The sequence below is a fragment of the Schaalia sp. JY-X159 genome (assembly GCF_014525425.1).
Lineage (GTDB): Bacteria > Actinomycetota > Actinomycetes > Actinomycetales > Actinomycetaceae > Scrofimicrobium.
Genome location: NZ_JACEXI010000002.1, coordinates 22,426 through 44,732, shown reverse-complemented (window position 1 = coordinate 44,732; position 22,307 = coordinate 22,426). Strand labels below are relative to the sequence as shown.

The following is a 22,307-nucleotide window of genomic DNA, read 5'->3' as shown; positions in this document are numbered from 1 at the left end:
GCGTTGCAGCACAACGCCCCACTGAGATCGCTCGGTGGGGCGTTCTTGGTTCTGTTCTCGTTAGAGCAAGCCTCGGGGGCACTCCACTCCGTTGAAACCATGGTTGCAGTAGCCGCCAGGGTTCTTCTGCAGGTAGCCCTGGTGGTAGTCCTCGGCGAGGTGGAACACCGGGGGTGGTGGTGAGTGGATTTCCGTGACGATAGGGCCGTATCCGGCCTCGATCAGCTTGGCTTCGTAGGCAGATTTAAGACGCTGTGCCACTTCGAACTGCTCGGGTGTGGTTGTCCAAACTGCACTGCGGTACTGGGTTCCACGGTCGTTTCCCTGCCGGTTCATTTGGGTTGGATCATGGTTTTCAAAGAAGACGGCAAGCAGATCATCAGTGGTTACTTCCGTGGGGTCGTAGACAACGCGAACTGTTTCAGCGTGACCCGTGAAGCCCGTGCAAACCTGCACGTATGAGGGATTCGGTGCCGCGCCACCCATGTAGCCAACAGCGGTGACTTTCACGCCGGGGGTTTCCCAGAGGAAGCGTTCCACGCCCCAGAAGCACCCGCCCGCCAAATAGATCTCAAGCAGGCCATTATCTGCAGGAAGGTTCAGTGGTGCACCGAGAACAACGTGTGGTGCTGTGGAGTTTTCCGTCATAATGGTCCTGACGTGATAGATGATGGTCAATCCAGTCTCGCACTTTCAGTACCCGCATAGCCAGCAACCAGCTAAAGGTGAACATGAGTCAAGAACCAGTGTCTAAGCAATCCGCAAATGCCTCGGATCGGAGTATCTCAGAGCAGGTTAGTGTGCCACTACGAGTTGCAGCAGCCTGGAGCTGGCGCATACTGATCGTGATCGTGACTGTCAGTGTTATCGTCTGGGGGCTGCGCTACGTGGCCAGCATCGTTGTCGCTGTTCTGGTTGCCCTCCTGTTGGCTCTCCTTTTGGCGCCGCTTCTGTCGTTCCTTCGCGGTAAACTCCACATGGGCAAGACCTCTTCGGCTGCGGTGGGTCTGGTCTCTGGGCTGATCCTTGTCACCGGGCTGATGGCTATCGCATTGGGTCAGGTTGTCGCGCAGCTACCGGCCCTGGTCTCGCAGACCCTTGGTGGTTTAGATGATTTGCTTGCCTGGGTCCAAGATGGTCCCCTCGGACTTGATTTCGCGTTCTTGGATGGCTTCTTGGAGAGCTTCCAAGATGACCTGACTTCTGTCCTGCGCAACTATGGAGGGGTAATCGCCTCTGAGGCGTGGAGTTTCGCTACGTCGGCGGTCAGTCTTGCAGCATCCGCCTTGATTGCGCTCTTCACCCTGTTCTTCATGCTCAAGGACGGCCGGTCCATGTGGATTTGGTTCCTTCGTTGCCTGCCCAAACAGTGGCGTGAACAAACAAACGAGGCCGGAATTCGCGGCTGGGTGACCCTTGGTTCATACATCCGCACCCAGCTGAAGGTTGCTGGTATCGACGCGATTGGCATTGGCCTTGGCGCCTTCGCGCTCGGTGTACCCGCAGCTATACCGATTATGGTGTTGGTGTTCTTCTTTTCCTTCATCCCGATTGTGGGTGCGTTCATTTCGGGAGCCGTGGCCGTGCTACTCGCCCTCGTCAACAATGGGGTCACTAGCGCAATCATCATGCTACTGGTGGTTCTCGCGGTTCAGCAGATTGAGAGCAATGTCCTGCAGCCCTGGTTGATGTCAAACGCAGTGTCGCTGCACCCGGTCGCAGTGGTGTTGGCGGTAACGGCCGGTAGCGCCGTTGCAGGAATCGTTGGTGCGATCTTCGCAGTTCCGCTTCTAGCCTTCATTAACGTGACGCTCATGTACCTGCACGGGCATGACATGTTCCCGGAGTTGGTGACTGACGATAACCGCCCAGGAGGGCCGCCTGGTTCACTTCAGGAGCAGATTACTGCCTCATACTGGACAGCTCGCAAAGTGAACAAGGGATCTGGAAAGAAAGGGAACGCGGACGCGGGCCGGGTCGAGATCGAACAGGCCATAGTGGCAGGGCCCGAGGTGTCTGGCGCTCCGTAACAGCTAGCGGTACCATTGCGCCCCATGCGTGAGTGAAGCCCAGGTCATGAGTAAAGCCCGCACCCCCTGCGAGAGGGGGTGCGGGCTTTACTCATGTACGTCAGCCTTGGAATGGTGAGACAGAGATTATTTCTACTGCGATCGCCTTTCCAGCGGGCGTCTCATACTTGACAGTGTCGCCGGCGGTGTGACCGATAAGCGCTTTGCCAATGGGAGCGGCTGGGGAGTACACCGACATGTTCAGTCCTTCGCCGGCATCACGAGCTCCGAGTAGGAAGGTTTCCTCAACTCCAGCAATTTTTGCAACCACGACCATACCCGGCTCGACTACGCCGTCATCAGCAGGAGTCTCTCCGACCTCGGCATCGCGCAGCAGATCTTCAAGTTGAAGAACCCGGGTCTCATTCATCGACTGCTCTTCGCGGGCAGCTTGATATCCACCATTCTCGCTGAGGTCGCCCTCACGGCGCGCGTTCTCGATAAGCCGTGCGATCTCCGGACGCTTCACATCCCTGCGTTCGTCCAGCTCGCCCTTCAATTTGTCGTACTGACCCTGGGTCAGCCAAGTCTTCTCTGCCATATGGGAGATCTTACGCTGGCGCTGGGATTGTTGTGATGTGACTCTTGAGTGAACTCACACTTAATCACGCTGTGGGTTAGCTAAGGACAGCCATGTATGCTGCCACGCACTGGCAAGCCCAGGCAAGAACTGTGAAGACATGGAAGATCTCATGGAAGCCGAACCATTCGGGCCACGGGTTGGGCTTCTTCAATGCGTAGGCAACCGCGCCCACGGTGTAAAGCACGCCGCCGACTCCGACGAGAATGACGATTGCAGGCCCCCCCTGTTGCCACATCTGCGGCAGGAACCACACGGCCGTCCAACCCAGGATCACGTAGATAAGGGTGGAGAGCCAACGTGGTGCGGAGGGCCAGAGGAGGTTGATGCTGATTCCGAGTAGAGCGCCGATCCACACGACGCAGAGAAGAACGACCCTGCTATTGCCTGTAAGGGTGCCAACGGTGATGGGCGTGTAGGTGCCAGCAATGAGAAGGAAGATATTGGAGTGATCAAGGCGCTTCAGAACCCGCTCAAACTTCGGCTTCCAGTAGAAGAGGTGGTAGAGCGCAGAGACTCCGAAGAGGATGAAGGAGGATGCCAAGTAAACGGCTGAGGCCCATTTCAAACCGGTGGTCGGGGCTAGGACCACAAGCACGATGGAGGCTGCTAGTGAAAGCGGCGCAGCAATGAAGTGGACCCATCCGCGCAGCTTAGGTTTGCGAACAATGGGGTTTCCTGGAATCCAGGAGACTGGCTGTCTTGAAGCGACTGGCATTTGATTCCTCTCCGGTTCACAAGGCTACCGCATCCGCTGTGGCATAATTGCCTGCCCGGGACTACCCGCATTTGCGGGCGCACGGCTCACTAAATTGCGTGAAGATTCAACCGCGTTCTGTAGAGTAATCTCATCGACTGAAAGTTGTGGCCATGCAAGCAAATCTTCTCTATGAGGTCTACGAGTTCCGCTTGCAACGCTCCTTGGATCCCGGGGTCCTTCCTCGGCACATCGGGGTGATCCTCGACGGGAATCGTCGTTGGGCTAAGGCCTTCGGTTCCCCTGCTTCGGAGGGACACAGGGCGGGCGCCGACAAAGTGCTGGACTTCTTGCAGTGGGCTGACGAAGTCAAGACAGAGGTAGTAACGCTGTGGCTACTATCCACCGACAACCTCTCAAGAGAACCCCAAGAGATAAACGAGCTGCTAGAAATTATCAGGCAGCTGGTCGGTCATTTGGTTGAGTCCGGGAACTATCGGGTGAAGATTGTGGGAGACATGACGCAGCTGTCACCCGAGTTTGTGGAGGACGTGGGGCGCGAAGCAGCGAAAACATCTGGGCTCAGTGACGCAATGCAAGTGAACATCGCCGTGGGGTATGGCGGCAGGCAGGAACTTGTCGATGCAGTGCGGGGCGTTCTGAAGGATGCCGCCGATGAAGGTCGGTCTATCGAGGATGTAGCGAGCACCCTCAGTGTCGATGACATTACTGAGCACCTGTACACCCGGGGTCAGCCAGACCCGGAACTGATCATTCGCACATCGGGAGAACAGCGTCTTTCAGGGTTCCTTCTCTGGCAGTCCGCCCATTCTGAGTATTACTTCTGCGAGACCTTCTGGCCCGACTTCCGTAAAGTTGACTTCCTTCGCGCACTCAGGTCGTTCTCACAGAGGGAGCGACGCCTCGGCAAGTAAGCGCCTGCACCCCCTCGGCTATCTCCCTAGTTCGCTAGCCCAGGGAGGATTGGCTCCGCGCCGCTGAACGACGATATCCGCAACCTCACTGGCATCGCTGAGAATCTCGCGGAGGACATCGTCGCCGATGAGGGCAAGTTGAGATGCTGCGTGTGCGCCACGGAAGCCCCTGCGCCACAGGGTATCGATCAGTCCACCCATGAATGTGTCACCTGCGCCGACAGTGTCCACAACCTTTACCTTGGCAGGTGTGAATTCCACCTTGGAACTGGTTGGCGTCCATGCGATCGGGCCCTGCTTGCCCCGAGTGATGACAAGGAGGGTTACCCCGAGCTCATCAGTCCAGGTTTGGGCTGATGCAACAGGGTCAGCTCCTTCGTAGAGCCACTCCAAGTCCTCATCAGAGACCTTCACGACATCCGCTTCGCGGACGAAATCTTCAACAATTGTTCGCGCCTGACTCACTTCACCCATGAGGGTGGGGCGCGCGTTGGGGTCATACGTGGTTAGTGCCTGCACGTGAGCACGTTTGAAGGCATCCAGAACCGTTGATGCGCCCGGCTGGAGCACCGCACCAATCGAACCCGTATGGGCTATCTTCGCAGTCTCAGGAATCGCGATTGGAGAGAGCGGAGCCCACTCAAGATTGAAGGTGTAGGTGGCAGCGCCCGAAGCATCAAGGTGGGCCTGTGCAGTAGGGGTGAAAGCAGCCTGGTCCGAGCCAGGCATAATGCGAACGTTTGAGGCCGCCAAATGCTCCGCAATCATGGTCCCGTAGTCGTCGCGACCAAACCAGGCAACCAGGTCAACATCCACGCCCAGGCGACTGAGAGCTAAAGCGACGTTAGCGGGTGAACCGCCTGGAACAGCAGTTACATTGCTTGAGTCACTTCCAGCCTTGATAACCAGGTCAACCAGGGCTTCACCCATGACCAATACGGAGTCGGTACCGGTGGCCTTCATTTCATTCCCCTTCTGCGGTCTGCGTCGACACTCTAGAGTGAACCTGCCACAGTCCCGTTCGCTGACTGATCCTCAATCTGCTTCGCCGCACTCTCAAGGATTGAGCGGCATCGAGATGCAAGAGCTTCCCCCCGTTGCCACAACTCTAGTGTCTGTTCTAGTGGGACAGAGCCAGCTTCGAGCTGTTGAACAATGTTCCACAGCTCCGCCTTTGCCGCCTCATAGTTCATGGTGGCTGGGTCCGCTAGCGTGGAACCGCCATTTGCGGGTGCTGGTTCGTTCTTTGCGTTCACCGTGATTCCCCTTCTGTTGAAGACTGACTTGGTTGTGGGTCCGTTACGAATGATCCCTTGGGGTTCACCCCAACAATGTTTGCCACAAACGTTCCTTCGGAAAGCATGCCCTCTATGAGTGAGCCTGCCTTGATCTCACCAGTAGTGCGGAGGATAGTCTTCGAAGGCGTTCGCAGAATCGAATATCCCCTGGCCAAAGTGGCGGTGGGAGACAGCGTGTTGAGCATGGCCTGTAGTTGCGCGACCTCAGCCTGCTGCGCGGACAGTGTTCTTGAGACCCCCCCGCGCATCCGGAGCATCGCCTGTTCCAGGCTTGATGCCTGCTGTTCAAGTGCAGCAGTGGGCCTTTGAAGAATAGGGCGTGAGGTAAGTAGGTTAAGGCTTTCAGCTTCCCGGGCAAGCACGCGGCTTGTCGCCGCAACCAGTCGGGTATGCAGATGGGAAACCCCGCTGAGTTCTTCCCGAAAGTCCGGGACCACACGCCTAGCTGCATCTGTCGGCGTGGAGGCACGATAGTCGGCAACCAGGTCCAGAAGCGGCGCATCGCCCTCGTGACCAATGGCTGACACGATTGGTGTCGCAGCACCTGCCGCGGCGCGGACCATGCGTTCGTCAGAGAACGGCAACAGATCCTCAACCGACCCGCCACCTCTAGCAATAATGATGACGTCCACGTCCGGGACCGCATCAAGTTCGGTGAGCGCCGCCGTGACCTGTTCAACCGCGTACTGGCCCTGAACCGCGACTTCCCGAATCACAAACTGGGCAGTCGGCCACCGCAGCCGTGCATTTTCAAGAACGTCCTCCTTGGCCTTCGCATCCCTGCCGCAAATCAGACCTATCCTGCGCGGAATGAATGGGAGCGGATGCTTACGCTGCGCCGCAAACAGCCCTTCCCTCGCTAACTGGGCGCGCAACCTTTCGATCTGGGCAAGCAGTGAACCCAACCCCTGGAGACGGATTTCCTTTGCCTGCAGGGAGAGGGAGCCGCGCTGTTCCCAGAAAGACGGTTTGACGCGCACAACTACCCGTGCTCCTTCAGCAAACCCCTCCCCAGCGTCTGCAACCGCACTACCGAATGCGGTAACGCGCATTGAGACGTCCTCATCGACATCACGCAGGGTAAAAAACGACATGCGTGTTGACCCCCGCGGGCTGTACTCAACAACCTGTCCCTCTACCCACATCTCAGACATGCGGTCGATGTAGCCGCGGATATTGCTGGTGAGGAGTTTCAGGGGCCACGGATTTTCCGCCGTGGTCATGGCAGCCTTTAGTGCCAAGCCTTGGTTCTGATGCGGGTTCGTAGTCATGATGACAGTCTCCCACGGGCCTCCGACACTATGCCCCCCGGCTTGTTTTCAGTTGATCATTCCGTCCCGAAGCGCCGCAGCAAATGCCGGTGCGACAGGCAGCCTTGGCAGCAAAACCATCTGGGCCGCGTGGTAGACATCGGGTTTGCCCGCCCAGGTTCCCCCCGCCTTTTGATTGCTCGGATCCAGTTCGTGGGTCCACCTACCCGGAGCCTCGATGAAGGAAGGCTTTGCGTAGTTCCACCATTCATCGACCCGCTGCCTCGCTGCCTGGGCGCTGGCGTGTTCCCCAAGTTCCTCGGCTACCGCGGCAGCAACCGTCGCCTGACCGATTGCTTCACAGACCACCCAGTGCATGCGTGCCCGCACCACTGGAACACCTTCGAAAGTGGTGGTGTAGACAAAGCCCGGCTCCCCATCGACTTCCCATCCGTCAGCAACGGCAGTCCGCGCAAGCTCTTCAGCGCCCTCGAGCAACCATTCCTCCTCGGGAAGGTCCCGCAGCGCCCGGGAACCCCGCGTTGCCAGCATCAACCTGGAGAACTCCAGCCCGTGCCCGGGTGTCACGCCGTAGGGGCGGAACGGGTGAGCCGGTTCATCGACGTTGTAGTCGGGATCAACCTGCCAGTCGGCCGTGTAGTGTTCCGGAATGCGCCAGCTGTTTTCACCGGCCCGGTCGTAGGCAAACTTGAGGATGCGGGTTGCGCGCTCCACCAACTGCGGGTCGCCGAGGACGTCCCCCGCAGCCACCAGCGCTTCAACAGTGTGCATGTTGGCGTTGATGCCGCGGTAGTCTTCACATTCCGTGAAGGAACGATCCCAGGATTCGGCCACCAACCCCGTTTCCGGGTCGAGCCAGTGCTCTTCCTGCTGGGCGAGGGCGTCCTCCAGAAGAGGCCCAGCGTCGTGATTTCCAGCAGCAAGAGCCGAAGCGGCAGCGAGGATCACGAACGCCTGTGCGTACGCTTCCTTTCTGTCATTGACAGGCACCCCGTTTCCGTCCTCGGCCGCAGTTGCCATGATCGACGAGTACCATCCGCCATAAACAGGGTCGTGGAAGTACTTCTTCAGGGAGTTCACCCCGTGCGCGACGAGTTCCTCGGTGCCAGGTATCCCGTACATTTGTGCGAGGGCGAAGACATGCGTCATCCTGGCCGAAATCCACAGCTCAACGGGGCGTTCGAGGTCGACTTCCCCTTTAGCATCCATTGTTGCGAACCCGGTTGGGACCCGCGAACCTCTCGCAAAGTCAACGAGGGCGCGAAACTCAGCATCCAGTTCGGTGCTTTCCACTGCTAACTCCTTTGTTGTATGCGGTGCCTTGTAGAGATGATGGTGATTACCCTGCTGTTAGTCCCGTGATCGCAGCAATTATGTCCTCGTAGGAGGCGTCTGCTGAGTTGAATCTTCCGACAATTCGTCCGTGGCGTAGTACGAGTATCCGGTCTGCAACGGCCCGTACATCCGGCAGGTTGTGACTGATAAAGACTACCCCCTTGCCCATCGCGCGCAGACCTTCAATATGGTTCAGTACCTCAGCAGACTGGGCGACCGAAAGCGAAGCGGTTGGTTCATCCAGAACCAGGAGCCGTGGGTTTGTCACCAGGGTCCGTGCGATGGCCACGCACTGCCTCTGCCCTCCGGAAAGGGTGTAGAGAGGCGCGCGGACGTCCGGGATACGTCCTCCGAGTTCGTCGAGGTACTCCCGTGCCAAGGTTTCCATCCTCCTCTCTGCAAGAAGACGAGTACCGTCGTGGAGCTCGCGGCCCAGGAAGATATTCGCCGTGACGTCGAGGTTTTCACATAGGGCGAGGTCCTGGAAGACAGTTGCGACGCCGAGTTCAAGGGCCTCGTGCGCCGAGCAAATCTGCACTTCTTCTCCGCAGAGTCGAATGACACCCGAACTCTGCTCGTAGGCTCCGGAAATGATGCGTGCAATGGTCGATTTTCCAGCCGCGTTATCACCAACCAGGGCAACAACCTCATGTTCATAAACGTCAAATGAGACGTCCGTGATTGCATTCACGGCTCCAAAGCTCTTGCTTAGGTTCTCAACGCTGAGAACGATTCCTGACTTTGTCATTGCACCTCATCTCCATGAGTAGAGTCTTCAACTGCAGTCGTTCCTGCCGACGCGGCTGCCTGGGCCGCTCGGTTCGCAAGAATAAGGGCGCCCATGAGCTCCGCGTTTCCGCCCAGAGCCACCTTCTCCACCGAGATCGCGTCACGGAGGAGTGGGCGGGAAGCCAATGCGGTCCGGATGGGGTCAAGGAACATGTCGCCGGCCTTGACAAGCTCGCCGCCGACCACAATTTTCGAAGGTTCGAAGAGTATGGCGAAGTCTGCGAGGACTCCACCGACCTGCGCTGCGGCATCGACAATAACCTGTCGGCAGCCGGGGTCATCATCCATGGCAAAGTTGATCATATCGGAGAGGGAAAGCTCCCCTCGATTGAGTCGAAGGAGATCAACCAGGGCCTCTGCGCCAACCACGGTGTTGAGACACCCTCTACCCCCGCAGCGACAGATGAGCCCAGTGGGTTCTATCTGGACATGTCCAATCTCTCCAGCGGTTCCGTGCGCTCCCCTGTGTACCTCACCATTGATCTTGATTGCGGCACCCGTGGCGTACGAGGCTCTCAGGTACATCGCATTAGATACGCCACGCAGACTCCCAAAGCGACTCTCAGCGAGTAGGGCAGCATTCGCGTCATTGTCAACGAGGACGGAGCGGTTCAATCGCTTACTGAGGACCTCACCCATGGCGATGTTGTCCCATCCCGGAAGTATCCCGGGGACGGCAATCATCTCGGAGGTGGGGTCGATCGGTGCGGGCACGGCAACCCCAGCAGCCAGCAAATCTGTTGGGTGCGCCCCCATACGGTCAAGCAGTTCTGCGACGAGAATCGCTGCCCTATCCAAGGTGGTGTCCGGCCGGTGATCCACTGGAAGGGGTAGGGAGATCTTCTCTTGAATCTCTAGTGTCGAGTCGGCAATCGCCACGGCCATTCCCCGCCGCCCGATTTGCAAACCAGCTACCAACCCGCTATGACGAGCCAGGGAGACGCTCTGAGCACGCCGCCCCGAGCGGATGGTGTTCCTCGCTTCGAGGATTCCACTTTTGACAAGACGCTTGACGATGTTTGACACGGAGGCTTGGGACAAACCTGTGGACGCGGCAAGCTCAACTTGAGTTAGCTGGCCATATTTTCTGACAGCCTCAAGAACGCGCGCTGCATTTGCTTCACGAAGTGAAGACTGAGAGCCCGGTCCTGTAGTCACGGCCTGATCTTACCAGTTTCTCCTTCATCAACCCGTTCGTTTGCCGGGAAGGTGTCTCCCCACTATGTCTTTATATCGTGAAGATAAGATATCGTGTGACTCAAGTGTGGGAGCCTTCCGATAGCAGGGAAAACCCTCTCTAGAACGACGAAGTTCGTGTATGCGGAAGGTAACAGTCTGGTAACAGATTGACTTTTAGAAGTGAAGACTAAGCGGTGAGGTATATCGTTTCAGGCGGGACAAATGGTCCCATCCACTCAAAGAAGCGTTGGAGGATGCATGGCACAGAAGCCGCCCCCAATCCTGGAGATGCGTGGCATTGTCAAGGAGTTCCCGGGCGTTCGCGCCCTCGACGATGTGACCATGACCGTGCGTCGCGGGGACATTCATTCAATATGTGGAGAGAACGGAGCTGGCAAGTCAACCCTTATGAAGGTCCTTTCGGGGGTCTGGCCTTCGGGGACCTATGAGGGGGAGATCTTTTTTGATGGTGGTCTCGTAGAGTTCTCCAACATCAAGGCCTCCGAGCATGCTGGAATCGTCATCATCCACCAGGAGTTGGCACTCATTCCTGAACTCTCCGTGACAGAGAACGTCTTCCTGGGATCGGAGATCATCAACCGGGGCCTAATCGACTGGGATGAGCAGCGGAAGGTCACTAGGGACCTGCTCGCCCGTGTGGGGCTGGCGATTGACCCGAACACCCCGATTAAGAACCTAGGTGTTGGGCAGCAGCAGCTGGTTGAGATCGCCAAAGCACTGGCCAAAGATGTGAAGCTGTTGATCTTCGACGAGCCGACCTCGGCGCTCAATGAAGAAGACTCTGCCAACCTGCTGGATCTGATGCGTAGTTTGAAAGCCAAGGGCATCACCTGCATCATGATCTCCCACAAACTCAATGAGATTGCTGCTATCTCGGATGCGGTCACAGTCATCCGCGATGGCAAGACAGTTGAAACGTATGATGTTGTTGCTGGAAAAGTGGATGAGGATCGCATCATTCGTTCGATGGTGGGACGCTCTCTTGACAACCGGTATCCTGACCACTTTTCACGTCCAGGGGAGACCATGTTTGAGGTCAAGAACTGGAGTGTTGAGCACGCGACGATTCCGGATCGCCTGGCGGTAAATGATGCTTCCTTCAAGGTTAGTAAGGGTGAAGTAGTCGGGTTTGCGGGGCTCATGGGAGCCGGTCGCACCGAACTAGCGCGGTCGCTGTTTGGCCGGACCTATGGGCAGTACCTGGGTGGTGAGCTGCTGATCAACGGAGAGAAGAAGAACCTTACGAACGTCCAAGGGGCCATCAATGCCGGTCTCGCCTATGTTCCTGAGGACCGGAAGACGCTGGGTCTTAACCTCTTGGACTCCATCCAGCGGACCATTGTCAGTGCCAACCTGAAGGCCATCATCAAAGGCGGCTTGCTGGATCTGTCGGAGGAGACCTCGGTAGCCGAGAAGTACCGCAAGGACCTCCAGATCAAGACGTCATCGGTGCGTGACGGGGTCACGACGCTTTCCGGTGGAAACCAGCAGAAGGTCGTGCTCGGAAAGTGGCTCTACCCAGACCCCGAAGTGCTCCTGCTGGATGAACCGACAAGAGGTATCGATGTCGGCGCAAAGTTTGAGATCTACAGGCTCATATTCCAGCTGGCAGACGAGGGGCGAGCGGTCATCGTCATTTCCTCGGAGCTGCCGGAACTACTGGGGATCTGCGATCGGATCTATACGATCTGTGAAGGCAGAATTACCGGCGTTGTAGATGCCAAAGTAACTAGTCAAGAGGAGTTGATGCGCCTCATGACGCTATCGTCCTCGACAACAAGAGAGACCGACGCTGAACTCGTGGGCGCGGTTGCCACGAATACCCAGATTACCGATTGAGACGACAGGACTCACAAAATGAACAAACTTAAGGAAGTGTTCGGGGGCAACATACAGCAGTACACCATGATCATTGCTCTGGTTGCTCTGGTTGCTATCTTCCAAGTCATGTCTGGAGGGCGCATGCTTACGCCCTCGAACATGCAAAACCTGATCTCTGGTAATGCCTACGTTCTGATTTTGGCAATTGGCATGGTCATGGTGATCGTGATCGGGCAGATCGACTTGTCAGTTGGTTCCGTCGCGGGCCTGGTTGGCATGGTTGTAGCGCTATCCATTCAAAGCCTGGGGATTCCATGGTGGCTTGGAATGCTGGTTGGTATTGCCGTTGGAATCCTCATCGGCTCCTGGCAAGGATTCTGGCTCGCTCAGATGGGTATTCCGGGGTTCATTACGACTCTTGCGGGTCTACTCATGTTCCGCGGGGTGGTCATCTGGATCTCGGGCTCAATCTCGGTTCCAGTACCGCGTGAGTTCGCGACTCTTGGTGCGGGGTACCTGCCGGAATGGGGACCAAACACGGGGTTTAACAACTCCACACTGCTACTGGGCATCTTGGGTATCGCCTACTTCACCTGGGCCCAGTTCAGGAAGTTTGCGAAGGCGCAGAAGCGCGGCGAGAACATGCCGATCTGGGCGCCAATCTCACGCTCCGTCCTCATCGCACTTATCATCGGATACTTGACGTACTTGTTCGGTACCGGTCGCCCCGGCACATCGTTCCCAATTCCGGGTCTGATCCTGCTCGCGCTGGTGATCATTTACCACATCATCACTCAACGTACCGCTTTCGGACGGCACATCTACGCGGTGGGTGGGAACCGAGCAGCGGCTGCCCTGTCCGGTGTGAACACCAAACGCACCTACTTCTTGGTCATGGTGAACATGTCCTTCCTTGCCGCCATTGCCGGAATCCTCTTCGTAGGTCGCGCTACCTCGGCAGGTCCTAATGATGGCAACAGCTGGGAGCTTGACGCGATTGCCGCTGTGTTTATTGGTGGTGCGGCTGTCTCGGGCGGTATCGGTACGGTTTTCGGCTCTATGATCGGTGGCCTGGTGATGGCAACACTGAACAATGGGCTGATGCTCCTCGGTGTTGGTCAAGATCGCACAGCAGTTATCAAAGGCCTGGTGTTGCTTGCAGCAGTTGCCTTCGATGTCTACAACAAGCAACAGGGCCGCCCATCGATAATCGGCAGACTTATGCGCTTCTCGTCGAAAGACGGCGACGGGGAGAAGGGAATAGAAGACGTGATGGTGTCACTCGAGCCTGCCAATGCGGGGCCTGAGAGTGATGCACAGACCGATCCCAACCGTCCGATCCCAACCGAATGATCACTAAGAACCTGAACGCGGCCGCCGGCTGATTCGTTCAAAGCATGAAATGGGCTTCTGGAAGGAAGCCGTGAAAGGAAAACAATGAAACGACGTATTGCAGGGTTTGCCGCAGTTGCGGCGGTGGCCGCCCTTTCGTTGAGCGCTTGTGGTGGTGGCCGTACCGGTACCGAAGAGGAGTCAACCGGTGGCGCGGAGTCCGGTGGGGATGCAGCGGCAGCCGGTGGTTTCGCCGCTGATGCAGCCATTGGTGTGTCATTGCCTTGGCTTGGCACTCAGAACTGGAAAGAAGCAGACACGATGTTCCAAGAGGAACTCGCGGCTGCTGGTTTCACCCCAATCGTGCAGGCTGCTGACAACAAGGTTGCCCAGCAGCAACAGCAGATTGAAGCAATGATCGAACAGGGTGCGAAGGTCATCGTGGTTGGCCCCATCGATGGCACTCAACTTGGTTCCGTCCTTGAGAAGGCAGCTGCCGAGGGTGTCTACATCATCGGATATGACCGAATGATTGAGAACACCGAGGCCGTGGATGGTGTCGTGCAGTTCGGCTCCATCCGCACCGGTGAGCTCCAGGGACAGGCACTTCTCGACGGCCTTGCCGCAGAGAAGGGTGAACCTCCATACAACATCGAGCTCTTCGCGGGTGGCCCAGCTGACCCCAACGCGCAGCTGTTCTTCGATGGCGCAATGACAGTTCTGCAACCCAAGATCGATGACGGCACGCTGGTCGTCGTTTCAGGTCAGACGGACTTCACCCAGGCCGCAACGCAGGACTGGGACAACGGTAAGGCGCAGGCGCGAATGGACTCCATCCTCGCGGGTAACTACGCAGACAAGGAAATCCAGGGTGTCCTCTCACCGAATGATGGCATTGCGCGAGCAATCATCACCTCGGCAGAGCAAGCCGGTCAGGCAATCCCGGTTGTTTCAGGCCTTGATGCAGAGAACGAGTCCATCGTTTGGATCGCCCAGGGCAAGCAGTACTCCACAGTCGCGAAGCCGACGCAGGACCTGGTTGCTGCAACGATTGAGATCATCAAGTCTCTCCAGGCCGGAAATGGCATGCCTGAGCCGAGCGAAACGATCGACAACGGAGTAAGGGAAGTTGGCGTTTATGCCCTTGAGCCCGTGGTCGTTACACAGGCCAATCTCAAAGAGGTGTTCGCCAACGATCCGGAGCGCATGGCTTTGATTGACGAGAACCTCAAGTAGAGCAGTACTAAAATGCGATTGGGTGGGTGTCTTCGGGCACCTGCCCTTTCGCATGTGTGGCCGACCGCGCTATCTTCACTCGTCAAAGCTTCGATAGATTGGACCCATGAGCGTTGTGGATGCAGACAGCAAGCGGATCCTCCTAGCGGCCCCACGTGGGTATTGCGCGGGGGTTGACCGGGCAGTGGAAGCCGTGGAACGCGCCCTGCAACTCCACGGCGCACCCGTGTACGTGCGCAAGGAAATCGTTCACAACAAGTTTGTTGTAGAGACGCTGACTGATCGGGGTGCGATCTTCGTTGAGGAGGTTGATGAGATTCCCGAGGGCGCGGTGACCGTGTTCTCCGCCCACGGAGTTTCACCTCAGGTTCACGCGGACGCGGAGGCACGATCGTTGCGGACCATTGATGCCACCTGCCCGCTGGTGACCAAGGTGCACCGCGAAGCCGTACGGTTTGCGGAGCGAGACTACGACATCGTCCTCGTCGGTCACAAGGGACACGAAGAGGTTGAGGGAACATACGGGGAAGCACCCGACCATATCCAGATTGTGGGAACGCCCGAGGACGTGGACCAGGTTGTGGTTCGCGACCCTGAGCGGGTGGTGTGGATTTCGCAGACCACACTGAGCGTCGACGAAACAATGGAGACCGTCGGTCGCCTTCGGCAGCGCTTTCCAGCTCTGATTGACCCGCCCTCGGACGACATTTGCTATGCGACGCAGAACCGCCAGGAAGCGGTCAAGGCTATTGGCGCGCAGGCAGACGTTATGGTCGTGGTGGGCTCTGCGAACTCATCGAACTCAGTTCGACTTGTCGAGGTCGCCCTCGAAGCCGGCGCTGGTGCCTCATATCGCGTTGATAAGGCCGCCGAACTGGACCCGAAGTGGTTCGAGGGCGTCAACACGGTTGGTGTCACCTCGGGCGCCTCCGTCCCGGAGATCCTGGTCAAGGACGTTATTACCTGGTTGCAAGACCGCGGGTTTGGCGAGGTCGAGGAAGTTCGCACCCAGGTTGAGACCATCACTTTCGCACTTCCGCGCAACCTGAAGAATGACCTGAAGAATAACGGTCTTCTTCCCCTGCACGTCAAGGGCAGGTCGCCGGCGCCGAATCACACGCGCTAGTCGCGTCCCGCTCTGAGCCGGTTCTCACCGAATCGGAGCGGTCTATTCGCGCCTACCTCATTTAGACTGGGGGGCGTGTCTTTGACTATTGGTATTGCTGGACTGCCCAACGTTGGCAAGTCGACCCTGTTCAACGCCCTCACCCGCGCCACGGTTCTGGCCGCGAACTACCCGTTTGCGACCATTGAGCCCAACGTCGGAATGGTGCCACTGCCCGACGAGCGGCTGGCGAAGCTCGGAAGCCTCTACGACTCTCAGAAACTGGTGCCCGCGGTGGTGTCGTTCGTCGACATTGCGGGAATCGTCCGCGGAGCTTCACAAGGGGAGGGGCTGGGCAACCAGTTCCTCGCCAACATTCGTGAAGCCGACGCCATCTGCCTGGTGACCCGCGTGTTTGCTGACGAGGACGTCGTACACGTCGACGGTCGCATCAACCCTGAAGACGACATTGAGACCATTACGACAGAGCTGCTGCTAGCAGACCTGCAGACCATCGAAAAGGCGATCCCGCGGCTTGAAAAAGAGGTGCGGGGCAAGAAGACGGAGAAGGTCGTCCTCGACACCGCGCTTGCGGCGCAGAAACTTCTGTCGGAAGGCCGGCTGCTGTCTGGACCGGAGGGTGCGAAGTTGGATCAGGAAGCGCTTCGCTCCTTCCAACTCATGACCTCTAAGCCCTTCATCTACGTGTTCAACATGGACCAGGACGGGCTGGCGAACCAGGACCTGCAGGCTGAACTCAGCGCCCTGGTCGCGCCCTCGCCCGCGATCTTCCTTGACGCGCAGTTGGAGTCAGAACTGGTGGAGTTGGACGAGGACGATGCCCGCGAGCTGCTGGCTGAGACGGGACAGGAAGAGTCCGGCCTCGACCAACTGGCACGGGTTGGCTTTGACACCCTCGGGCTGCAGACCTACCTGACTGCGGGTCCCAAGGAATCACGTGCCTGGACCATCAAGAAGGGCGCCACTGCGCCCGAGGCGGCGGGTGTGATCCACACTGACTTCCAGAAGGGCTTCATCAAGGCGGAGATCATCGGCTTTGACGAACTCATGGAGCACGGCTCCCTTGTCGAAGCGCGCTCGAAGGGGAAGGTGCGCATGGAGGGCAAAGAGTACATCATGCGCGATGGAGACGTAGTGGAGTTCAGGTTCAATGTGTAGTTCCGGTTTGGCGTGATGGCTTGAGCCGGGGCCTGAATTGCGGTTGCGACCGTTTCTCGGCGGGTGGGATGATGATGGGATGACGACACCGACTGGCTGGGCGAACGACGATGTGGTGATTGCCAAAGCGATGGAGCTTGCGGCGACGCTGGGTGATGACCAGAATCACACGGTCGCTGCGGCTGCGATGGATCTGAACGGCAACATCTACGCCGGGGTGAATAACTATCACTTCAATGGGGGTCCGTGCGCTGAACTCGTCGTTCTTGGCATAGCGGCCAGCGCTCACGCGGGGCGGTTGGCGACCATGGTTGCTGTGGGCGATGGCGGACGTGGCGTCATTTCGCCGTGCGGGCGCTGTCGTCAGGTGATGCTGGATCAGCACCCTGACATCTGTGTGCTGGTGCCCAACGATGACCAAATCCGTTCTATCTCCGTGCGTGAGTTGCTGCCATATTCCTATGCACAGCCGGACGAAGACCCGGACCGTTTCGTACGATTCAGCCGCCGTTATCTCGACGATGTGCTTGCTGGCCGCAAGACGAGGACTATTCGTTACCGGGATCCGGTGCCCTTGGGGCTGACTACCTTTGTCTTTGAGGACGGGGAGCATCTCGGCTTCGTGACAATGTCTGGTGTCGTCGACGACGTGCGTCCCATTCGGATGTCGGATTTGGATTCCGATTACCAGGAGGGCCTCCGCGGCCACTACCCGGATATGCCTGCGGATCCGCAACTCACCGAGGTGCGCTTTCACATCTGATCACGTGTGATCGGTGAGCAAACCACGCCGAAGTCGGCGAATCCGTGCCTACGGGCGTGCGCTCTAGAGGTTTGGTACGTGCGTGAACTAGGGGAGTTCAAGGTTGCGCCGGTTGCGCCGAAGAAAGCATGATGCTGGCCGGTGCAATCTGGTCCGGGATCCCGACTGCCACGAGTGACATTTAGGCTGTTGTCATGGCCATGACGTGGGAGCAGAAGTGCCAGCTCTTGTTCGAGGAGTCGGACGGAGTGAAGTTTGACGCTCGTGTCAAACGGTTGAAGCGGGCGGGGTCACGGGCGCAACTGATCGACTTGCTGTCCTCGTATGTGGTGCAGGGCCAGCTCCTTCATTGGCGGGGGTTTCTCTGTGCAGATCTCGCAGAGATGGCAGAGCCGACGGATGCTGCGTTGGGGGACCGCTTCGCGACGTGGCTCACCTCGGATCACGGGGCAGACGTCCAGTACTGGGCTGTCCTGGGCCTGGTTCGGGTGCGAGGCCGGGCAGCGGAGCCCACCCTCGTCGCTCTCGCCTCCAACCCGGACGCCCCCAAGAATGTGCGGGCGCACGCCTTGAAGCAACTCGCGTGCAGCGCGGTACAGCCGTTCGACCGTGGGCTGAGCTCTGATCCAGGGTTCTGGGAACCCGACGAGATCGAATCCCGAGCTGCCGAGGCCGTCGCATGGTTCAACAGTGGCGCTCCCTCGGGGACTGGGTCCTCGGACCCCCAGCAGCACCCCGCGTTGGCTCGACCCCGCTCCCAGATTGAGCTCTTGGCCTCGAAATTGGCGAAGAAGCTCGCGCGACGTCGGCTGGCGGATGATCGCTATGACCCTGCGAATCCGACCGGCTGGCTGGTGCCCGCCGAGGCAGGGGATCTGGCCGCCATCGATGCGGTGTGGAGTCTGCCGTCGGATTACCGAGAGTTCTTGGAGAAGTTCTCTCCGCTGAAGGTGTACCTACCCGGCCGCCGGTTCGGCTGGCATGGTGAGCTCAACTTGTACGGTGCGGCGGAACTTCTGGAAGCACAACGGGGGTACTCCACCACGGGCACCGAGCGACTTCCCGGTTGGCCTCAGGGACTCGTCGTGATTGCCGACGTCACCGCCGATCCGTGGGTGATCGAGGTCAATACGGGCGAAATATTTACGGCCGGGCACGGGAAGGGAGAGTGGGACTTCTCCAAGGAATGCGGGACCTTCGCTGAGTTCTTGGCCGCACTCGCAAAGTGAGCCTAAACACGTTAGCCCTGTACGGAACTCGGTGGAGTTTAGGTTTAGCGTGTAGCGCCGCGGCGAGAGCCACTACCCGATTCGGGCTATCTGTCTGATTAATAGTCTGCTAATTGACTGATTCGAATCATGCTAAGTGTATGATGGGAGCATGGGATACGAGCGAAGAATCGTCGATGGTGAACTAGACGAACTTTTTGAGCATGTGCCCGCTCTTGTGCTTGATGGCCCGAAGGCGGTGGGTAAGACCACGACAGCCCGTCAGAGGGTTCGGGAAGTGATAGAGCTTGATTCGCGTTCAACTCGACTGCCAGTTGAAGCCGACCCATCTCAGGTACTTAACCGTCCGAAACCGTTACTGATTGACGAGTGGCAGAAAGTTCCGGAAGTCTGGGATGTAGTGCGTAGAGCAGTTGATGCGGACAATTCTGGTGGGCAGTTCTTGCTGGCTGGGTCTGCTAGTCCCAGAGATGATGCGCCGCAGCACTCCGGGGCGGGGCGAATTGGTCGTCTGCGGATGAGGCCGATGACGTTGCTAGAGCGTGGCTTGACCAATCCCACGGTGAGTTTGCGGGAAGTACTGACTGGAAAGCTCCCTCCAATGGAAGGGGAAAGCTCGCTAAATTTGAGCGATTACGCCGAAGAGATTACGGCCTCTGGATTCCCAGGGTTGCGTCGGATGTCTGAGCGTGCTCGCAGATTCCAACTTGATTCGTATCTGCGCAATGCTGTTGAGCATGATGTCCCGGAGCAGGGGCTCGCAGTCCGGCGTCCGGAAGCAATGATGGCGTGGCTAAGGGCTTATGCTTCTGCGATTTCGAGTACGGCTAGTTATTCTCAGATTCTAGACGCGGCTACTCCAGGTCAGGGTGAAAAGCCCGCTCGTTCGACAACTATCGCTTATCGGGATGTGCTTTCATCATTGTGGCTGCTCGATCCAGTGCCAGCATGGTCCCCGATGGGTAGCCCTATGACACGGCTGGGGCAAGCGCCTAAACATCATCTTGCTGATCCAGCTTTAGGCGCGCGTTTGTTGGGTTTATCTCCAGGAGCATTGCTAAGGGGAGATGGAATGCCGCTGGATTCTCGCGCGGGAAGTCTGCTTGGGGCACTATTTGAGTCCTTAGTTACGCTATGCGTTCGAGTGCCCGCACAGGCTGCAGAAGCGGACGTGTTTCACTTGCGCACTAGAAATGGAGATCATGAAGTTGACCTGGTTGTTGTGCGTCCAGACGGGCGTGTTGTCGTGGTAGAGGTAAAACTAGCGGGAGCTGTGGATGATCGGGACGTTAAGCACTTGGTTTGGCTAAAGTCACAACTGGGCGATCGGCTGCTTGACGCGATTGTGATTAACACTGGGCCGTATGCTTATCGCCGCCCCGACGGCATCGGCGTGGTGCCGCTGGGGTTGCTCGGAGCGTGACGTGTAGCGGCGCCGGAACTCGGTGGAGTTCAGGTTTAACGTGTGATTGCGTTCCGCAATGCTGATCGCCCCGGCTGCCTCGTGACGCGCCGACCGAAGCAGCAACTTGCCACGCAGGCGAAGGGACACGGCCGGTCCATGGAGGCCGAGGTCCGCGATATCCTCACCAGGGCGGCTCGACGGCCATACATCGGGATGGCACTGCTGGCTGCTACTCCCAGAGACCGGTACTGTGTTGTTCGTGAGTGGATTGACCGCGCGGTCTAGGAGCCGGATTGGGTGGATCTTCGTGGGAATCCTAGTCGCGTTGATCGTTGCCGCACCCTTCGTGTTCCCAGCCGCAACTCGGTGACCTCTCTGTCACCGTGGTTCCCGCGACAGAAGTGCAGGGGTTTCATGGGATGCGCGGATTTATGGCTGAAGGCGGAGATACTGGCACCTTCATTGTTGAAGCGTGGGGAAGCGGGCCCGGTTGGCTCTTTGAGGAGTTTGATCTCAGGGGGCACTAGCCAAGTCTCGGAGGGTGCTGACCTCTTGCTTGGAGTCGTCCTCGCCCCTGAAGTGGCTCTTCCATGTCATCTCCCCATAGAGTAGGGCGATGAGTTCAACCATGCTCCCCTCAAAGCCCGACGGCGTGACTATCACCCAGTTCACTACCAGTGACAGCAAGCGCGGCGCGCAGTGGGCCCAAGCGGTCAACATGGGTTTCAACCAGCCCCAGCTTTCGGAGAAGGCGATCGAGGCGCAGCTGAAGATCTTCGGGTCAGATGACCTGGTGGTTACGGCAGCGTACTTGGATTCTCCCGAGGGCGTCGGTGGGGCGGGTGCGTTACCCGTTGGAACCTTTGGTGCGTTCCGGGAGTCTGTAAACCTGGGAGCCGCCAGAGTTCCGGTGTCTATGTTTACGGCTGCCACCGTCCGCAATGCATACAAGCGTCGCGGAATCCTCCGGGCAATGATCGAACTGAATCTGCGCCAGGCTGCTGACGAGGGCGTGCCCCTCGCACTCCTGACCGCTTCGGATGCTTCCATTTATGGTCGATTCGGGTTCCAGAGTGTGGTGTCTGAAGCAAGCGTGGAGATCAAAGTCGACAAGTTCAAGTTGACCAAGGAAGCCCAAGCAGTGATCGACGGCTACTACGTTGACTGGGCGCTACGCGACGACCTGTTCAAGGCCGTGCGTGAAGTTGCCCTGAAGGCACACCAAACCACCCGTGGGTCCACTTCTCGCCACTTCACATTCGACCTTGAGATGTTCATGAGCATGGAGTCTGGGGAATACGAGTCGAAGTACCGCGGCGTCCTCGCGCATGATCCCGCGGGTGAAGTCGTCGGGTACGCAGTGTATGAGTTTGTTACTGAAGGTTGGAAGACGAAGGTTCGCGACCTCGATGCGACCGATCCGCGTGCCGAAATTGCACTGTGGAACCACCTGGCCAGGATCGAGGGTCAGACAGAGGTTTCCTACGCGGACATGTCGGTCAGCAATCCACTCCGGCTGGCACTCGTCAATGAACGTGCAGTCAAAGTGACCGGTGTTTCCGACTTTCTCTGGGCTCGCATTTTAGATCCGGTCACATGCCTGGAGGCCCGCTCTTACAGCTTCTCTGCGAGGAGCGCTGCCCTTTCTGCAGCGTTCACGGTTGAGGATCCGATGGGCTACTGCTCTGGGACCTTCCAGATCCAACTTGGGGACGAGGGCGCCTCTGTGCGCAAGTTGGATCCGCAGGACCCGGTTGCAGTCGCCACTTCGACGACCATCTCCGTTAACGCCCTCGACGAGCTCGTCTTCGCCTCTGCCTCTGTGAGCGACCTGGTCACAGTTGGGATGATCCGTGGGCTTCCCGCTGAGGACGTTGAGAAGTGGGATGCCATGTTCGCGCCTGCCACCCCGGCGCGGTTCAACAACTTTTTCTGATCCTGGAAGAGTACGGCGGAAGTGAAACGCCCTTGCGCTGGTGGGTAGGGATCTGCCTATAGTCCTCTTGGCGTCTCTCAAAGAAACGTCATCAGAAAGTGGAGGACCCGTGAACGCACAGCGCATC

At 58.1% G+C, this 22,307-nt stretch carries 21 protein-coding genes; 12 read left to right on the top strand and 9 right to left on the bottom strand.

From position 1 onward, the window contains the following. Positions 1–60: 60 nt before the first annotated feature. Positions 61–648: a peptide-methionine (S)-S-oxide reductase MsrA gene (gene msrA / locus IDL90_RS03250; RefSeq protein WP_187994346.1), complete on the bottom strand. Its 588-nt coding sequence runs from the start codon at positions 646–648 to the stop codon at positions 61–63. Between the two features lie 83 nt (positions 649–731). On the opposite strand from msrA, the gene IDL90_RS03245 reads away from it, so the two are divergent. After that, a complete protein-coding gene (locus IDL90_RS03245) occupies positions 732–2,030 on the top strand; it encodes an AI-2E family transporter (RefSeq protein ID WP_187994345.1) in 1,299 nt (432 codons plus the stop codon). Between the two features lie 100 nt (positions 2,031–2,130). On the opposite strand, the gene greA is transcribed toward IDL90_RS03245, so the two are convergent. Continuing rightward, positions 2,131–2,610, bottom strand: a complete 480-nt coding sequence (gene greA / locus IDL90_RS03240; protein WP_187994344.1) for a transcription elongation factor GreA — start codon at positions 2,608–2,610, stop codon at positions 2,131–2,133. A 76-nt stretch (positions 2,611–2,686) separates the two neighbouring features. Beyond that, the gene (locus IDL90_RS03235) at positions 2,687–3,367 is read right to left on the bottom strand and encodes a hemolysin III family protein (RefSeq protein ID WP_187994343.1); all 681 of its coding nucleotides are present in this window, start codon (positions 3,365–3,367) and stop codon (positions 2,687–2,689) included. Positions 3,368–3,519: 152 nt separating this feature from the next. Here IDL90_RS03235 and uppS point away from each other — a divergent pair, with 152 nt between their 5' ends. Continuing rightward, a complete protein-coding gene (gene uppS, locus IDL90_RS03230; RefSeq protein WP_187994342.1) occupies positions 3,520–4,281 on the top strand; it encodes a polyprenyl diphosphate synthase in 762 nt (253 codons plus the stop codon). 18 nt (positions 4,282–4,299) lie between these two features. Here the strand turns inward: uppS and IDL90_RS03225 are convergent, their stop codons facing one another. The 6 genes from IDL90_RS03225 to IDL90_RS03200 are packed head-to-tail and all read right to left on the bottom strand — an operon-like array spanning position 4,300 to position 10,132. Beyond that, entirely contained in the window at positions 4,300–5,244 is a 945-nt protein-coding gene (locus IDL90_RS03225; protein WP_187994341.1) for a carbohydrate kinase, read from the bottom strand. Between the two features lie 32 nt (positions 5,245–5,276). Then, positions 5,277–5,537 (bottom strand): exodeoxyribonuclease VII small subunit, encoded by a 261-nt coding sequence (locus tag IDL90_RS03220; RefSeq protein WP_316930272.1) that lies wholly within the window; start codon positions 5,535–5,537, stop codon positions 5,277–5,279. Further along, on the bottom strand, positions 5,534–6,850 hold the full coding sequence (xseA, locus tag IDL90_RS03215) for an exodeoxyribonuclease VII large subunit (RefSeq protein WP_187994340.1): 1,317 nt from the start codon (positions 6,848–6,850) through the stop codon (positions 5,534–5,536). Before xseA ends, IDL90_RS03220 begins: the two co-directional genes overlap by 4 nt. A gap of 48 nt (positions 6,851–6,898) precedes the next feature. Then, positions 6,899–8,143 carry an AGE family epimerase/isomerase gene (locus tag IDL90_RS03210; RefSeq protein ID WP_316930271.1) on the bottom strand — a complete coding sequence of 415 codons (1,245 nt, stop codon included), beginning with the start codon at positions 8,141–8,143 and terminating at the stop codon, positions 6,899–6,901. 46 nt (positions 8,144–8,189) lie between these two features. Next, on the bottom strand, positions 8,190–8,933 hold the full coding sequence (locus IDL90_RS03205; RefSeq protein WP_182141952.1) for an ATP-binding cassette domain-containing protein: 744 nt from the start codon (positions 8,931–8,933) through the stop codon (positions 8,190–8,192). Then, positions 8,930–10,132: an ROK family transcriptional regulator gene (locus IDL90_RS03200; RefSeq protein WP_182141953.1), complete on the bottom strand. Its 1,203-nt coding sequence runs from the start codon at positions 10,130–10,132 to the stop codon at positions 8,930–8,932. Before IDL90_RS03200 ends, IDL90_RS03205 begins: the two co-directional genes overlap by 4 nt. Positions 10,133–10,411: 279 nt before the next feature. On the opposite strand from IDL90_RS03200, the gene IDL90_RS03195 reads away from it, so the two are divergent. The 10 genes from IDL90_RS03195 (at position 10,412) to IDL90_RS03150 (ending at position 22,180) form a co-directional block, all read left to right on the top strand. Further along, positions 10,412–12,013, top strand: a complete 1,602-nt coding sequence (locus IDL90_RS03195) for a sugar ABC transporter ATP-binding protein (RefSeq protein ID WP_182141954.1) — start codon at positions 10,412–10,414, stop codon at positions 12,011–12,013. Between the two features lie 18 nt (positions 12,014–12,031). Beyond that, on the top strand, positions 12,032–13,348 hold the full coding sequence (locus IDL90_RS03190) for an ABC transporter permease subunit (protein WP_182141955.1): 1,317 nt from the start codon (positions 12,032–12,034) through the stop codon (positions 13,346–13,348). A gap of 84 nt (positions 13,349–13,432) precedes the next feature. Further along, positions 13,433–14,563, top strand: a complete 1,131-nt coding sequence (locus IDL90_RS03185; protein ID WP_182141956.1) for a sugar-binding protein — start codon at positions 13,433–13,435, stop codon at positions 14,561–14,563. A 106-nt stretch (positions 14,564–14,669) separates the two neighbouring features. Further along, on the top strand, positions 14,670–15,689 hold the full coding sequence (locus IDL90_RS03180) for a 4-hydroxy-3-methylbut-2-enyl diphosphate reductase (protein WP_187994339.1): 1,020 nt from the start codon (positions 14,670–14,672) through the stop codon (positions 15,687–15,689). 75 nt (positions 15,690–15,764) lie between these two features. Beyond that, on the top strand, positions 15,765–16,847 hold the full coding sequence (gene ychF / locus IDL90_RS03175; protein ID WP_187994338.1) for a redox-regulated ATPase YchF: 1,083 nt from the start codon (positions 15,765–15,767) through the stop codon (positions 16,845–16,847). 79 nt (positions 16,848–16,926) lie between these two features. Beyond that, on the top strand, positions 16,927–17,610 hold the full coding sequence (locus IDL90_RS03170; protein ID WP_187994337.1) for a hypothetical protein: 684 nt from the start codon (positions 16,927–16,929) through the stop codon (positions 17,608–17,610). A 194-nt stretch (positions 17,611–17,804) separates the two neighbouring features. Next, positions 17,805–18,839, top strand: coding sequence for an SMI1/KNR4 family protein (locus IDL90_RS03165; RefSeq protein ID WP_187994336.1), 1,035 nt, complete (start codon positions 17,805–17,807; stop codon positions 18,837–18,839). A 151-nt stretch (positions 18,840–18,990) separates the two neighbouring features. Further along, on the top strand, positions 18,991–20,262 hold the full coding sequence (locus IDL90_RS03160; RefSeq protein WP_182141973.1) for an ATP-binding protein: 1,272 nt from the start codon (positions 18,991–18,993) through the stop codon (positions 20,260–20,262). A 42-nt stretch (positions 20,263–20,304) separates the two neighbouring features. After that, complete coding sequence (locus IDL90_RS03155; protein ID WP_223175166.1) at positions 20,305–20,529, top strand: FitA-like ribbon-helix-helix domain-containing protein; 225 nt, start codon at positions 20,305–20,307, stop codon at positions 20,527–20,529. A 331-nt stretch (positions 20,530–20,860) separates the two neighbouring features. Beyond that, a complete protein-coding gene (locus IDL90_RS03150) occupies positions 20,861–22,180 on the top strand; it encodes a GNAT family N-acetyltransferase (RefSeq protein ID WP_187994335.1) in 1,320 nt (439 codons plus the stop codon). Positions 22,181–22,307 lie beyond the last annotated feature (127 nt).